Origin of the sequence: Paenibacillus sp. Root444D2, assembly GCF_001426375.1 — a bacterium.
Classification (GTDB): Bacteria; Bacillota; Bacilli; order Paenibacillales; family NBRC-103111; genus Paenibacillus_E.
On record NZ_LMEO01000034.1, the window covers coordinates 404,070 to 418,211 of the forward strand.

General features: G+C 46.2%; 13 protein-coding genes. 4 read left to right on the forward strand and 9 right to left on the reverse strand.

Annotated elements, in window-relative coordinates; translation table 11 throughout:
- Positions 1–42: 42 nt before the first annotated feature.
- The gene (locus tag ASD40_RS20090) at positions 43–1,242 is read right to left on the reverse strand and encodes a sensor histidine kinase (protein WP_057304924.1); all 1,200 of its coding nucleotides are present in this window, start codon (positions 1,240–1,242) and stop codon (positions 43–45) included.
- 196 nt (positions 1,243–1,438) lie between these two features.
- Between ASD40_RS20090 and ASD40_RS20095 the strand changes: the two genes are divergently transcribed.
- A complete protein-coding gene (locus tag ASD40_RS20095; RefSeq protein ID WP_057304925.1) occupies positions 1,439–2,374 on the forward strand; it encodes an ABC transporter ATP-binding protein in 936 nt (311 codons plus the stop codon).
- Positions 2,358–3,302: an ABC transporter permease gene (locus tag ASD40_RS20100; RefSeq protein ID WP_200957440.1), complete on the forward strand. Its 945-nt coding sequence runs from the start codon at positions 2,358–2,360 to the stop codon at positions 3,300–3,302. The genes ASD40_RS20095 and ASD40_RS20100 overlap by 17 nt, the downstream gene beginning before the upstream one ends.
- 85 nt (positions 3,303–3,387) lie before the next feature.
- Here the strand turns inward: ASD40_RS20100 and ASD40_RS20105 are convergent, their stop codons facing one another.
- The 3 genes from ASD40_RS20105 to ASD40_RS20115 all read right to left on the reverse strand — a co-directional run bounded on the left by ASD40_RS20105 (position 3,388) and on the right by ASD40_RS20115 (position 5,692).
- A complete protein-coding gene (locus ASD40_RS20105; RefSeq protein WP_057304927.1) occupies positions 3,388–4,122 on the reverse strand; it encodes an HAD family hydrolase in 735 nt (244 codons plus the stop codon).
- Positions 4,123–4,202: 80 nt separating this feature from the next.
- Positions 4,203–4,655 (reverse strand): bactofilin family protein, encoded by a 453-nt coding sequence (locus ASD40_RS20110; RefSeq protein WP_063860170.1) that lies wholly within the window; start codon positions 4,653–4,655, stop codon positions 4,203–4,205.
- A gap of 5 nt (positions 4,656–4,660) precedes the next feature.
- A complete protein-coding gene (locus ASD40_RS20115; protein ID WP_057304928.1) occupies positions 4,661–5,692 on the reverse strand; it encodes a M23 family metallopeptidase in 1,032 nt (343 codons plus the stop codon).
- A 200-nt stretch (positions 5,693–5,892) separates the two neighbouring features.
- Between ASD40_RS20115 and ASD40_RS20120 the strand changes: the two genes are divergently transcribed.
- A complete protein-coding gene (locus ASD40_RS20120) occupies positions 5,893–6,984 on the forward strand; it encodes a ParM/StbA family protein (protein WP_047687212.1) in 1,092 nt (363 codons plus the stop codon).
- 58 nt (positions 6,985–7,042) lie between these two features.
- On the opposite strand, the gene ASD40_RS20125 is transcribed toward ASD40_RS20120, so the two are convergent.
- The 4 genes from ASD40_RS20125 to ASD40_RS20140 all read right to left on the reverse strand — a co-directional run bounded on the left by ASD40_RS20125 (position 7,043) and on the right by ASD40_RS20140 (position 11,556).
- Positions 7,043–8,422 carry a GerAB/ArcD/ProY family transporter gene (locus ASD40_RS20125; protein WP_057304929.1) on the reverse strand — a complete coding sequence of 460 codons (1,380 nt, stop codon included), beginning with the start codon at positions 8,420–8,422 and terminating at the stop codon, positions 7,043–7,045.
- Positions 8,423–8,487: 65 nt separating this feature from the next.
- Positions 8,488–8,718, reverse strand: a complete 231-nt coding sequence (locus ASD40_RS20130; protein ID WP_057304930.1) for a hypothetical protein — start codon at positions 8,716–8,718, stop codon at positions 8,488–8,490.
- 2 nt (positions 8,719–8,720) lie between these two features.
- A complete protein-coding gene (locus ASD40_RS20135) occupies positions 8,721–9,893 on the reverse strand; it encodes a Ger(x)C family spore germination protein (RefSeq protein ID WP_162251280.1) in 1,173 nt (390 codons plus the stop codon).
- Complete coding sequence (locus ASD40_RS20140; RefSeq protein ID WP_235549318.1) at positions 9,880–11,556, reverse strand: spore germination protein; 1,677 nt, start codon at positions 11,554–11,556, stop codon at positions 9,880–9,882. The genes ASD40_RS20135 and ASD40_RS20140 overlap by 14 nt, the downstream gene beginning before the upstream one ends.
- Positions 11,557–11,759: 203 nt before the next feature.
- Between ASD40_RS20140 and cls the strand changes: the two genes are divergently transcribed.
- Positions 11,760–13,187 carry a cardiolipin synthase gene (gene cls, locus ASD40_RS20145; RefSeq protein ID WP_057305114.1) on the forward strand — a complete coding sequence of 476 codons (1,428 nt, stop codon included), beginning with the start codon at positions 11,760–11,762 and terminating at the stop codon, positions 13,185–13,187.
- A gap of 27 nt (positions 13,188–13,214) precedes the next feature.
- On the opposite strand, the gene ligD is transcribed toward cls, so the two are convergent.
- Positions 13,215–14,099 (reverse strand): non-homologous end-joining DNA ligase, encoded by an 885-nt coding sequence (gene ligD, locus ASD40_RS20150; protein ID WP_057304931.1) that lies wholly within the window; start codon positions 14,097–14,099, stop codon positions 13,215–13,217.
- Positions 14,100–14,142: the final 43 nt, after the last annotated feature.

A 14,142-nucleotide genomic window follows, 5' to 3' on the forward strand; every position in this document is an offset into this window, starting at 1 on the left:
GTATCCACATTGTACCACCCGGTGCTTCCAACGGGAAAGGATTTAGAATGACGGCGAGCGTTTGGCAGGAATGGAACAATGGACGATAGTACCTTGACCTAATGTGGAGCTTACCTGCAGTGTACCCTGCAGAGCAAATATGCGTTCCTGCATGGCGTTGATACCAAAGCCAACTTTCAGCTGCTCCGTACCGATGCCATCGTCCTCAATACGAATGTCGACTAAACTGTCGGAGTAAGTTAGGGTAACTTCTACGGTGGAAGCCCGGCCATGCCGTTTGGCGTTGGTCAGTGATTCTTGCAGACAGCGAATGAGCGAAAGTTTGGTTTGTTTCGGAATTTCGAATTCCTCACCGATAGTCGTGAACCGTATTTGGGTCCCGGTATGAAGGGCAAATTCGTTAGCCAATCTTGTCAATTGTTGGGAGAGCAGCATATCGCCCTCGGGAACCATCTGATGAATGCTGCGGCGTACTTCTTCGAGCCCATTGCGGGTTACACTACGCAGGACATCCAGCTTTTCTTTGGCTTTGTCTGGCGCTGTTTCGATCAGGTAGGACACAGCGTCCATCCCCATGATGACGGAAGTAAACGTATGACCTACTGTATCGTGTAATTCACGAGCCATTCGGTTGCGTTCCTCGAGTAGCGTAAGCTGTTCGATTTGGTTGGCGTACTGCTCTAATGCGTTATTTTGCTCATGGATTAAATGGTACTGACGTTGGTTCTCGGCTAAAAGCTTTTCGGTCTTCTCATTCGAAGTCACAACCCGTTGTAAGCTAAGGCCAATGGCAAAGAATAGCACAGCATTTAAGATAATGCTAAATAATTGACCAACCCCCATCCCGCTGTGTAGGATGAAAAAATACTCAACAGGCACTGCGACCATAAATATGGGAGCGGTCCACCAAGCATTTTTTCGGTCGGTGAGGAATCCAATGACCATTAATGGGCAATTAATAGAAAGGTACGCATCCTGCTGCATCCATGAAAGATAGATTTGTAGAGGAATACCTGTCAGCAGCACGGCAATCGGATAGAAGGTTGAGTTGATGTAGTTCGGTCTCCAGAATAGAAATGGAACACCATAGGACAGGAGGATGGCCAATATCGTTTGGATGGTAGTCGTTAGTTCATGCTCATGCATATGCAGCAGCGCATAAAGTAGGCCAAGCAGCGAAGAACCGGTCAAGACGATAAATAGGGACCACTCCACACCGTGCCAAGGTCTTCTTTGAATCATAAAAGGACTCCTTTACACAAGATCTTATATGATCATTGTACATAAAATTAGGAAAAAGCCATAGTGAGCGCAGTCATATGGTATGGTGATGATTTATGACCTTTCTCTATGACTATTCTTAGGAAGTTTACTAGGCAAAGCGGTTCAAGTAAGGTAGCATTGGGTTATATTGGTTAAAGTTAGGAGGAATGTAAGGATGACGGCAACAACAGAGGCCATAACGCCGATTGTAAAAATCGATCAAATTACGAAACGCATCGGTTCTAAGACGATTATTGATAAATTAAGCTTTGAGGTGCCGCGGGGCGAGGTGTTTGGGTTTCTCGGTCCGAACGGAGCGGGAAAAACGACAACCATTCGGATGATGGTCGGACTTATGTCGATCACGGAAGGAGATATACGGATTGGCGGGTATTCGATTCGTACCCATTTTGAGCAAGCGATTCGTCATGTTGGCGCTATTGTAGAAAATCCGGAAATGTACAAATTTCTAAGTGGTTATCAGAATTTGGTCCATTATGCGAGAATGTTCCCGGGCATTGAGGAAGACCGAATTCAAGAGGTCATTGATCTTGTTGGTATGGAAAATAGAATCCATGACAAGGTCAAAACATACTCCCTCGGCATGCGCCAAAGGCTTGGAATTGCTCAAGCCTTGCTGCATAAGCCGTCAGTACTCATCCTGGACGAGCCTACCAATGGGCTGGATCCAGCAGGTATTCGGGAGCTGCGTGATCATTTGCGGAAGCTTACTCGCGAGGATGGGATCTCTGTCATCGTGTCCAGTCACTTACTATCGGAGATGGAGTTGATGTGCGACCGAGTCGCCATTATTCAGAACGGGAAGCTGGTGGATGTCAGACTGATTAAAGAATTTGTTCAGGCGGATGGCAAGCAGCAGGTGGCTTTTGAGGTGGCGTCGATGAATCAAGCTTTGACATTAGCAGCTGAACACGGAGCAGCAGTGGAAGTAGTTGGGAATGACATTATGATGAATCTCGATAAGCAAGAAACCGCAACGTGGAACAAAAGATTTGTAGAGGCAGGGATTGCGGTCTATGGCATCCGAGCGACAACCAAATCGCTGGAAGATCAATTTTTAGAGATGACGGGAAGTGATCCGATTGCTTAATCTCATTCGAAATGAACAGATGAAAATTTATCGTAGGCTGCGAACTTGGATTCTAGGTGGATTATTGATTGCCATTGTCGTATTAGCAGCACTATTCTCACATTCGGGTTATAAAGCAAATGAAGACTGGAAAATAAGAGCGGCGGAATCGATTGAGCACAATCAGAAAGAGCTGGAAAATCCGGATGTACCGGCCAAATTTCAACAGCAGATGAGGGAGGACATAGCGCTTCAGCAGTACATGTTGGATCATAATTACCCTCCGACAGATAACACGTTGTGGGGTGGCACTCTTAGCGCAGCAGGATTAATCATCATGGTTACGTTATTTACCGTGATTATTGCCGGAGATATGGTCGCTGGTGAGTTTACATGGGGGACGATTAAGCTGCTGCTCATTCGTCCTGCCAGCCGAGCGAAGATTCTCCTGTCTAAGTATCTAACAACGCTGCTGTTTGCAGCTACGCTACTGATTGTGATGTTTATTACTTCTCTGATTGTGAACGGGTTCCTCTACGGATTTCAGAATCTAAACCTGCCACACCTGACTGTAAATGCAGCGGGGCAAGTTAAGGAAGGCAGTATGCTGGTGTTTGTGTTTGCCACTTATGGACTGAAGCTGATCGAACTCGTCATGATCGTGACGATGGCCTTTATGATCTCGACCGTATTTCGGAGTTCTTCACTAGCCATTGGTCTCAGCATTTTCATCATGTTCGCGGGGCAAGTTATTACGCTATTACTGATGAGATACAGCTGGGGAAAGTATTTCTTGTTCGCCAATACGGATCTCACTCCCTACCTTGAGGGGCAGCCGCTGGCAGAAGGGATGACGCTTGGCTTCTCTATCACCGTGCTCCTCTTCTACTTCTTATTGTTTAATGTACTTTCATGGGAAATATTCCGCAGACGCGATGTAGCTGCCTGATTCTAGGGCGGTCTAGAGAGTAACGGATAACGGATACAAAAAAGGACGACTCCTAGGTTAGGTAACCTTTGGAATCGTCCTTTTCTCATTTTTGAATATACGCGTGGATGGTATCAGGAACTTCCTGCAAGGAGTTCAACTGATAGAACGCCCCTTTAGGAGTGATGTCGATGGTTCCTTTGTTGTACTCCCAGTCCTGCTGTACAGGAATGTGAATCGAGTGAATACCGGCATGCAGCGCAGGCAGTACATCCGTCTTGATCGAGTTGCCGATCATCCATGTGTGGTTACGATCAAAACGCTGTTCATTCATGATCGTTTCCATGTATTCTCTCGTCTTATGCACAGTAACAAAGATGCGATCATCAAAGTAGGTGTCTAAGCTCAAATCCTTCACTTTTTTCATTTGGATAGTTGCATCGCCGCCTGTATATAGGAACAATCGGTGTCCGGCTTGCTGAAGATGATCGAGTGTTTCGTTCATTTGTGGATAAGGCTCTGCCGTGTATTCATAGACAGTATGGCCTAATTGCATTAACCATGCTTCTTCTTTTACATTCGTTGGACGGTTATACTGTGAGGCGAACCATTGGTATGTCTCAACAAATGATTTGGGAAAACGATCCGGCATAAAGCCATGAATGTGGATGCCAGCGAGATCGATTTGGAGCTGCTTCTGCTTGATGTCCTGCGCGCTAAGTCCGTGCCCAGAATACCATGTGAGCATAAGATCGATAAACTGGTCAATCACGAAATCAAAATATTTATTACAATGCACCAACGTATCGTCAAGATCAAAAAGTATCGTTTGTTCTCTCATAGGCCTTGTCTCCTGCATCAGTTAGAAATGAATTTCCAACTATTATATCATGCGCCTAGCCCCAAGCCTAGGCGAGACCCCTACATAGCTACCGTATTCCCTTTAAATGCCCCATTTGCGGATGAGGCAGGTTTATTCCCATTCTCTTGATCGCCGTTTTGGATAGGGGCAGTTGTTGAAGCTTTCGAGTCCATTTTACTGTTTCCTTGGAATAGTCCGCCTTCTTCAATGATAAAGGAAGCCGCGCTGATATTGCCTTGAAGGGAACCTGTAGAAGTAATTGTCAGCTTGCCCTTGGTGATAATGTTACCCTGGACACTTCCTGCCAGTACAACGTCTCTTGCAGAAATATTGGATTTTACAACGCCATTTTCCCCAATAATAACATCCCCTGCGCATTCGATATCACCTGTAATGCCGCCTTCAATGCGAATGCTAGCTTCTGATTTAATACGGCCTTCAAAGGTTGTACCTTCTCCAATCAAAGTATCGGTTGTATTTGGATTCATGAAGTCTTTCTTTTTCTTAAACATGGTGGTTATTCATCCTTTCGAGTCGCTTTGAGATAAGGTTTAGGATCGATGCTTTCTCCATTTTTGAGTACTTCATAGTGCAGATGAGGTCCAGTACTGCGTCCCGTGGAGCCGACTAAGCCTATAGAACTACCTTTTTCCACGGAATCTCCCTTATTCACTAAAATTTTATTTAAATGCATGTACCAAGTGCGCAATCCCTTTGAATGCTCGATGACGATATTGTTGCCGTGGAACATATCACTCCCCGTACTGACGACTTTGCCGTCTGCGGTTGCATAGACAGGATCATTCTCACGGGCACCGAAATCAATGCCGGAATGAAAGCTTGGACGATGCGTAAAAGGGTCTGTGCGGTAACCAAACGTCGATGTGACGACCTTGGTGGTAGTCGGCCACAGGGTCGGGGTAATGCGAAGCAATTGCTGCTTATCGGCAACCTTTTGCTTCGTTGCGGTTAAGTTGGTTTGCAGCTCTTTCACTTCGCTGTTAAGTGCCGTGAAGGAAGCTAACGTCTGCTCACCAAGCTTTATAATGTCTTCCTGAGAAGCTGGATTAGGGCTTCCGCCAATACCGCTGTCAAGGGTAGGGAGCTTTCCATCTGCATCCGCAGGTTTATCCTGTGTGCTGGATGAAGTGCTGGCAACAGCTGTGCCGGCTGTGTTTGCATCGATTCCGGCAATCGATTTGAGATCACTTTCGAATTTCTTCATCTCTTCGACTTGCGTTTTCATTTGTTCGGCTTGTTGAGACAGTTGAATAACTTCATTCTGTAATTGTTCGATGGCCTTGTCTTTGGAATTTAATGCAGCGCTCCATTGCTGGTTAGCTCCAGTTAGCTTAGATTGCAGAGCGCTAGCTTTTTTCAAGGTGCTTGCATGCATCAGATATGTGATTATAGAAATTAGCAGTAGCACGGAGAAGCATGCTGCAGCGATATAGGCGAATAAATGGGGAATACGAAACCTGACGACCGATTGATTGGCATCTGGAATGATGACTAGCGTCAGTTTTTTGGGTTTCCAGTTGAGCTTCATAAAGGCTTAATTGTCTCCTGTCGTGGTTGAATTTGGTAAAGTTCGTATTCCTGTACTTCATTCGTCATATTTTGATAAAAACCTTCCTAATACCTACTAGTCCTAGATAAAATGAGTCTAAAGTAGGAAGGAATCTTGTCGGATATAATCGAATGTACTTAACAAATACAGGAAGTTGTAGATATGGAGTGTAGCCACTAATGATAAAGCTTGCAGGTATCGATATAGGGAACGATAGTATTAAACTGGTGCTGGATGGTTCTAGAGAACCGTTAGTGATCCCGAATATCATTGCGCCGGGATACGAAAGACATATTTTGCAGGAAGAGGACTCACCATTGAAAGCGCTGGATGTGATGATTTACAGCCCATCCCTTTCACAAAGAAATCAACGCTATTTCGTCGGACAACTTGCTTTGGAACATGAAGATAACCTGGAGCTTGAAGACACGGATAATAAAGCGATATCGGATCAATCCCTTATTGTTGCGCTTACTGCCCTAGCTTATCAAGGTCTCACCAACCAAGCCTTTAATGCTGGGTACGGGAATGTAGACGAAGTTGAATATACGCTCGGAACCGGCTTGCCAGTCCGTGCGTTTGCGAAGTTCAATCAGCAATTCGAGCAAAGACTTCTTGGTGAGCATGAAGTGACGTTTCTATCCACTCCACAATTCCAAAACCGTAAGATTAAAGTATCGGTTCGCAAGGTTGCAGTTTCCATTGAAGGGGCGGCAGCTATGTTCCATTTGGCTACGCACGATAGCTTGCAAGTCAAGGACGAAGAGATTTACAACGGCTGCATCGGCGTTTGCGAAATCGGCGCGCTGACAACGGACTTCCCTGTTATCAAACGGATGGCCATTGATAATCACTTCAGCCATGGCGAGCAAATTGGCATCGCTACCTACCTGGATGCCGTCATTCGCGATGTCGAAGATGCTTACGGCTACGTATTCCCAAGCCGCGCGAAGCTGGTTCAGCGAGTGAAGAATCGTGAGTTTACGATTCAACTTCTTGGCGAAGGACAGGTCGATATTCGGCCGATCGTGGACCAGCATTTCCGCCGCGCGGCTTTGCGCATGATCGAGATGATCAAAAAGCGCTGGCGCAAATATCCCGATATTCAATGCTTTTATGTGATTGGCGGAGGCGCATCAGCCCTGAAACCTTATATCCAAGAAGCCGCAGGGTCATTAAAATTGCGATTCGCGAATGAAAGCGAATATCTAAATATGTATGGCTACTTGAAAGTGGCCAAAAGTCGGTTAAGCCAGTCAGTTCCTGTTTAATCCTCACAAGCACCTGTTTATATGCGGGTGCTTTTTTATGCATTTTTTTGCCACAAAATCAATTACCGGCTTTTGATTGCTTCGAAAGGTTCACCTCCATATAAGTTGTCAGGACCGTAAGGAATAAACAACAAGCAAAACACATTGCGCAGGCCGTGCCCATGATGGGCTTATACTTGCCGAAGGCAAGTCCGATGACGATGCAGACAGTGGAGAAGACGATCAGGATATTGCCCAGCCATAACCATTGCTTGTAGGAGAATCGTACACTGGTCTTGGTCATCTGCTCGGGAGGAGTTTTATTAGAATTCCCACTGTCGCTGGATGAAGCCATTGGATGAGATTGCTTCCGCTGCTTGATCTTCGCGGCAGCGAATAGGATACCGATGACGAAAGGCTGATATCCTAGTACGATGAGCGGCATGCTGAAATTCGCGAAGGCGAGCAGCTCCGTGATACTCTTGAACGATAGAATGGTCGTCAATGCCACCAAGAGGGCGACCTGCTTGTTAATGATGGGATAGTTGCGCTCCTTGATGATCGAGCTAATGCCTAAGAGAATCGCTAAATATATTGCAATCATTTTGCAAGCTAGAACGGGTAGCCAGATGGTCAGGAGAACGATATCAAGCCGATCGAGGAAATCCGTCACATGAATCACTTGCACCAAATTGTAAGCGGGATATATGAAATTCGCAGGCATTTTCGGTCCCAAAACGGTAAGTACCAAAAAAATGATCAGCGTGAACAGGCAAATACCGAGCAAGGATCCGTGTCGGATAGCGGAACGGATTTGATTTGCGTTGTACATCGTGTGCAGAAAGGCGCCGAGAATGAAAATATCACCCGCACTTCCGATGGTAAGCAGGTTGCTGAAGGCCAATTGTTGGAACGGCATTGTGAAAACGGGCATAGCGAGCCGAAGATTGAATTCGTTCGAAAGCAAGAGTGGCATCAACAAAGTTACGGCGACGAAGAGAGGATAAAACATATCGTTGACGCGAGCGACGATTTCAACGCTGCTTCTCCCAAAAAAAATCAGATACAAACAGGGCACCAAAACTAAGATTTCCACGGGTGTGTTGTGCAGCAACAACGTGGAATTATATTTCGATGCGGAAGACAAATCCTGCACGAGAATTTGCCAGAAGTGGAACAAAATCAACAGATTGACGGCAGTACCGCCCCAGCGCCCTAGCAAATATATGGATATTTCGAAAATATTCAGCTTTGGAAACATCTTCACTAAATATCCAAAAAAGGCTGCAATCACAAATATATAGAAAACAGATAGGATATAGCTGAACCACGCATCCATCTCACTTACTCGAATCAATACATTTTGCAACGTAAAGATGCCTCCGCTTGTGATGATGGATGAGGCCAGCCACGCCAGCTGTCTCTGGTTGATTACTTGTTTTTTATCGATGAAAGCCACCGCCTTTTCAATTGCTTCAAGGGCTGATTACTGAATTATTGATTTTTTGATAGGCTATCTTGCAATCAAATGCCCATTAAATGACTAAACCAAGGGGAAACCGTGTGGATAAAGAAACGCGAAGGCATCGGAATGGGTACGTGTAAATATTTGCTGATGAATAGTACAAGTGTGACAAAGGTAATTAACCCATAAGTCGCCTTTACGTTGCCTTTCTGATGCTTAAGTGCCTTGCGGTCTACCAAAAGACTGGCAATCATAATGAATAGAAAGCTCAGTATAAATATGCTGTTCATCGCTATCTCCCATCCTTGATCACATTCTGATTGATAAGACCGGTTTCGGTGATGGAGGCTTCAACCTTGATGCGGAATTCAGCTTCTTTAAACACGTCTCGCCATTGAGGTTTTAAATCGTTGTTCCACACATTTGGATGACTCCGCCAAACGAGTAAACCCAGTTGAGCGGAATCGGTCCCTTCCTTTTGCATTTGCTTAATGGCGGCTTGGACGCATTTCTTCACTTGCTCTGCGAATTTACGCTCCACCTTGTGGATGGCCGCCGGCTTGTTGAGATCTTGTTCGGATAAATCTTCACCAATGACCCCTTTTGCCTCTAGAGTAAGTTGAAAGATGACCTTGTCCCCTTGCAGTATAGGTTTGATTTCGGTATGTCCTTCCTTAACGAGAATGGAGATATCTTTGCCTGATTCGAGCGGAAAGGTGAGAAGATGTTCTCTAACACGGTTTCTCATCCACATGAGTCCATTCGCCTCCTGGTTCTTGTAAATACCAACCATTCTGTCTCCCTTGAACTGACCATAGCCAACTAGCTGAATTTCTTGAGAGGGCTTCTTAGCTCCTTGGGTTTCCTTGGCTTCGAGGTAACTCAAAATAGGATCACTGTTAAAGCTAAGCGAAATGCCAATATCCTTCGTGGATGTCGCCATCGCGCGGCGCGATTTAGTTATTTCGCGAATGACTTCGGAGGGAAAACGTTCAAACTTGGGCTCCGCATTCAGCAGGTCGTAGCCTTTGCCTTTCGTCACGACGAGAAAGCAGGTCAGCCGACTCTCCGGTGTGCGCGCCGCATCGTCAAACATGATGCCGATTCCTGCCTTGGCAAGCTTTTCGCCTAGGACGATCGTTCGCCGATGTGATAGAAACAGTCTGCGCGACATTCGCATTTGCAGCCTGCTTGTTGCTTCGCGTATCGTTGTTCCGACTTCTGAATCTATATAGTAACTTTTGCCTCCGCTCGTACCGCCTCCACCCCCGCTGGCGCCGCCCATGGAACCGGGGAGGGGTAACATATAGGTAACGCGATACTTGCCGTCGTCCTCCAGATCAATGGAGGAAGTGAGCACAAAGGCGATATCGTTGGTTTCGGTACGATCCCAACAGCCTGTCAGGAATGTCAGCACGAGGGTGATCATCATCCCAAACACAAAAAGACGCCTACGATGAGTCATTTGATTTGCCCTCCTCACTCGCTTTATGCTCATGCTGAATTCTGCTTCCGTCTACGCCTCCGTCCTCCTTGATTTGCTGAGGCAGCTTGTCATCCATGTGCTGTGTGTCTTGAATGGCCATAAATGCAGGACGTTTCTCCATCGCCCACGAAGGAGAGCGAATCAGCGAATCCTGCAAGTCTCCGGCGGATAACGGTCCTAATGGGGATAAATAAGGCACTCCGAAGGAACGTAAATTCGCCATATGTCCGAACAAAATCATCAAGCAGAAGATGATTCCGTAGAAACCGAAAACTGAGGCAATGATTAGAAAGGGAAAACGCAGCATCCGAATGGCGATAGCGCCGTTAAAGCGTGGGATGGTGAACGATGCAATCCCGGTAATGGATACAACGATGACAATCGGTGCGGATACGATGCCGGCTTGAACAGCGGCTTGCCCAACAACGAGCGCACCCAAAATGGAAACAGCGGAACCGACTGCTTTGGGCAATCGAATGCCCGCTTCGCGTAAGGCCTCGAATGTAATTTCCATGATGAACGCCTCAACAACGGCAGGGAATGGAATAGCTTCGCGGGAGGCGGCAACACTTAACATTAGTGTTGTCGGCAGTAGTTCATGGTGGTACGTCGTTATTGCAACATACAAAGCTGGTGCCGTGAGCGACAGAAACAAGAAGATGTAGCGCAGCAAGCGCAACAGTGAACCGATTTGGAATCGTTCATAATAATCCTCACTCGCTTGCATAACCTGTATGAACACGAACGGGACGATTAGTGCAAAAGGTGTGCCATCAACGAGGATGCCCACTCGTCCTTGCAGGAGAGCACTGGCAACAACGTCTGGCCGTTCTGTGTATTGGATCTGTGGAAAGGGCGAATACGCATCATCTTGAATCAGCTCTTCAATCATGCCCGATTCCAAAATGGCATCAATCTTGATTTGCTCAATCCGCTTGATCACTTCCTCGACAAGGGAGGGCATTGCCAAGTCGTCGAGATAGCAGACGACAAGAGCGGTATTGCTCTCTTTGCCTACACTCATGGATTTCATTTTGAGTCTAGGTGTCTTCAATTTGCGGCGGATCATAGAGGTGTTCGTGCGAATGCTCTCCACGAACCCTTCTCTCGGTCCGCGCACGACGGTTTCCGTCTCCGGCTCGCCGACGGAGCGCTTCTCTGTTCCGCGGATGCCGAGCAGGACGGCTTTCGCGTTGCCTTCGACGAGAAGGGCGGCATCCCCGCCGAGAACGGAAACGAGCAGGTCTCCGTAATTATCGGAGATCTGTGTCTGGGACACGGGCAGTATCGTGCCTGCGATGCGGTCAATCGCTGTTTCGCCGCCACCCAGGAGCATTAACGATTTCATCGTTTCGTTGAGCAGTTGGGTGTTGGTGAGTCCATCCACGAAGAGAAGCATGGCGGGAATGTGCGGCTCGATCTCGAATTCACGGACGACAACATCAGAGCAGTCCTGAAACATGGCTTTAATAAATTCATGATTTTCATGTAGAAGAAGTGATATTTTAGTTTGCTTAAGCTCTTCGATGAAGTGATAGTCTAACGAATCACTAAGCCCGGATTGCTCATCATTCTCACCCAGCCTGTCCGATGGGCGTTTACGCAGGATACTTTTCATCAATTGTTTGGATGCTTTAACCATGCGAGGGGCCCTCCTGCCGCAATCTGGATGAAGATTATAGGAATGCGTTTCCTATTTTTCTCGGAATGAAAGGATTTTATTACGAAAGTTGGAAAATTTTATTCGGTCGAGTCCAGATGATAGGATAGGTATAGATGGGAAGCCCTTGGCAAAAGCTATCAGGACAAGAAATTGCGGGGAAATTGGCAGAGGAGCTGGAGCTTTTGTTGTGGGTTATCATACTACTGCTGCTATTCATCTTTCAGACAGCAACGATTCTGATCGGCGAATATAAACGACCTGCTAAAACGGTAGCCTGGCTGCTCGTTTTGTTTATTTTTCCAATCATCGGATTTATCATGTATTATTTCTTAGCTAAGGAATATACCCAAAGGAAAATGGTTCGGCGCAAAGGTCGTCGTAAAATGGATGAAATTAAACATCAATGGATGTATAAAGAATCGGCTGCGATTGCGAACAACGCGGCGAGTTATCAGTTGTTCAATGAGCCTCGTCTTGGTGGACTGCTCCATAACATTCCAGGCTCACCCATTACTCCAAAGAATCGAGTTGAAGTGTTGACCAACGGGGAAGTCACTTACGAGGCTATGTTAAAGGCAATTGAACAAGCGAAAAGTCATATCCATTTTGAATTTTATACCATAAGACATGATGAAACTGGTGTGAGATTTCAAGAAGTTCTGATCCGTAAGGCAAGGGAGGGTGTCAAGGTCAGAGTTATTTATGACGGGGTAGGCAGCTATACGCTTTCTACGGCTTACATAAATAAATTTAAGCAAGCTGGGGTGGAGGTGCATCCTTTTTTGCGGCCGCTTATTGCCTTCTTCGATAAACGGATGAACTATCGCAATCATCGGAAAATTATTGTCGTTGATGGTTTGGTGGGGTTCGTTGGCGGTATTAATATTGCCGATGAATACTTAGGGAAAGATCCGAAGCTTGGTTTCTGGCGGGATACCCATCTCATGCTGCACGGCGATTCGGTGTATTATTTGCAGATGACCTTTATGACTGACTGGATGTTCGTTAGCGGGGAGCGATTGTCTGATGAATCGTTATTTCCTGAGCATAATGAACCGCAAGCCTCGTTGGTCCAGGTTATTTCAAGCGGTCCAGATGCCTACTGGGATGCTATTCAGGAGATGTTCTTCGCAGGTATTATGGCAGCTAAGAAGCGAATATACATGACAACGCCATATTTTATTCCAGATCCCAGTATCACTATGGCACTCAAAACAGCGGTAATCAGCGGTGTCGATGTTCGTATTATTCTCCCTTACAAATCCGATTCCAAAATCGTTCAGTACGCATCACGATCCTATCTGCTTGAGCTGATGCAGGCGGGAGTACAGTTCTATTTATATCGCAAAGGCTTCATGCACGCAAAAGTCATGATCGTCGACCACTTGATGGCTACAGTAGGTACGGCGAACGTGGATATGCGCAGCTTTTTTAGCAACTTTGAATTGAATGCCGTGATGTTTAATAAGGATGAAATTGTGCGCTTAGAGGCTGACTTTTTAATGGATTTGAAGGATAGTGTTGAGCTGAAATTAGCCCAATTTGAGATGAGGTCCCAGATGGAAAAGGGGAAGGAAGTCATTGCCCGATTATTATCCCCTTTATTCTAATGAGGGAGTTCTGTGAAGGCTACTACATTATTTTAGACGGTCTAAAATAGCGTTCAAATTCTGTGGAGGGACCTTCTCAATGAGGTCGCCATACGTTCTCAAACGGTTCATCACCGTATGTAAGTTGAAATCTCGGATACTAGGACGCAGCTCTACCTCTTTCCATAACAGGGGGGTGGAGACAGAGGCGTCCTTTTTGGCGCGTGGTGTATAAGGAGCGGATAATGTTTTTCCATACCAGTGCTGCAGGTAGTCTACATAGATTTTATCGCCGCGATTTTTCTTGAACCTTTCGATGGTAAAAAGATTAGGATACTTCTTCACGACAAAGGCGCCAATAAAATGACCGATACGGCGAAGCTCTTCAAATGTGTAACCAGGCTGAATAGGGATGTAGATCTGAACACCAGTAGCGCCTGAGGTTTTGGGAACCGACTGAATATGCAGGGAATCCAACACTTCTCCAATGATGTGGGCAGCCTCCATAATACGAGGTTCTTCCTCTAGCGAAGGATCGATATCGATCACCCATTCTGCTGGCAGCGTCTCGCCAATTCGGTGAAAGGAAGGATGAAACTCCAAACAAGCCAAATTTCCCAACCATATCAGGGTGGGTAACGAGTCTAGATTGATGTAATTAATGCCATCCAGCGGCGCCAGCTTCACGAAGCTAGGTACCGGATCGGGGGCATTTTTTTGATAAAAGGATTTTTCATTATAACCGTTAGGGAAACGAATCGTTGTTAAGTGACGATTACGGCAATAGCGCAGCAGGAAAGGAGACAACTCGGTTAATTTAGCGAGATAATCGGCCTTGGTAATGCCCATTTCAGGCCATAGAAGCTTGTTCGGGTTCGTAATGGTCAACTCGTGCCCTTCCACGAGCAGTGTTCCTTTGGTTGAGACCGCCATGTGAATCATCCCTCCTGATCTCTTGATTTACATCCGATTATTC

Bases quoted from the DNA above. Each gene is read 5' to 3' on its own strand.
- ASD40_RS20090 (WP_057304924.1), bottom strand. From the start codon at position 1,242: ATGATTCAAAGAAGACCTTGGCACGGTGTGGAGTGGTCCCTATTTATC.
- ASD40_RS20095 (WP_057304925.1), top strand. From the start codon at position 1,439: ATGACGGCAACAACAGAGGCCATAACGCCGATTGTAAAAATCGATCAA.
- ASD40_RS20105 (WP_057304927.1), bottom strand. From the start codon at position 4,122: ATGAGAGAACAAACGATACTTTTTGATCTTGACGATACGTTGGTGCAT.
- ASD40_RS20110 (WP_063860170.1), bottom strand. From the start codon at position 4,655: ATGTTTAAGAAAAAGAAAGACTTCATGAATCCAAATACAACCGATACT.
- ASD40_RS20115 (WP_057304928.1), bottom strand. From the start codon at position 5,692: ATGAAGCTCAACTGGAAACCCAAAAAACTGACGCTAGTCATCATTCCA.
- ASD40_RS20120 (WP_047687212.1), top strand. From the start codon at position 5,893: ATGATAAAGCTTGCAGGTATCGATATAGGGAACGATAGTATTAAACTG.
- ASD40_RS20130 (WP_057304930.1), bottom strand. From the start codon at position 8,718: ATGAACAGCATATTTATACTGAGCTTTCTATTCATTATGATTGCCAGT.
- ASD40_RS20135 (WP_162251280.1), bottom strand. From the start codon at position 9,893: ATGACTCATCGTAGGCGTCTTTTTGTGTTTGGGATGATGATCACCCTC.
- ASD40_RS20140 (WP_235549318.1), bottom strand. From the start codon at position 11,556: ATGGTTAAAGCATCCAAACAATTGATGAAAAGTATCCTGCGTAAACGC.
- ligD (WP_057304931.1), bottom strand. From the start codon at position 14,099: ATGGCGGTCTCAACCAAAGGAACACTGCTCGTGGAAGGGCACGAGTTG.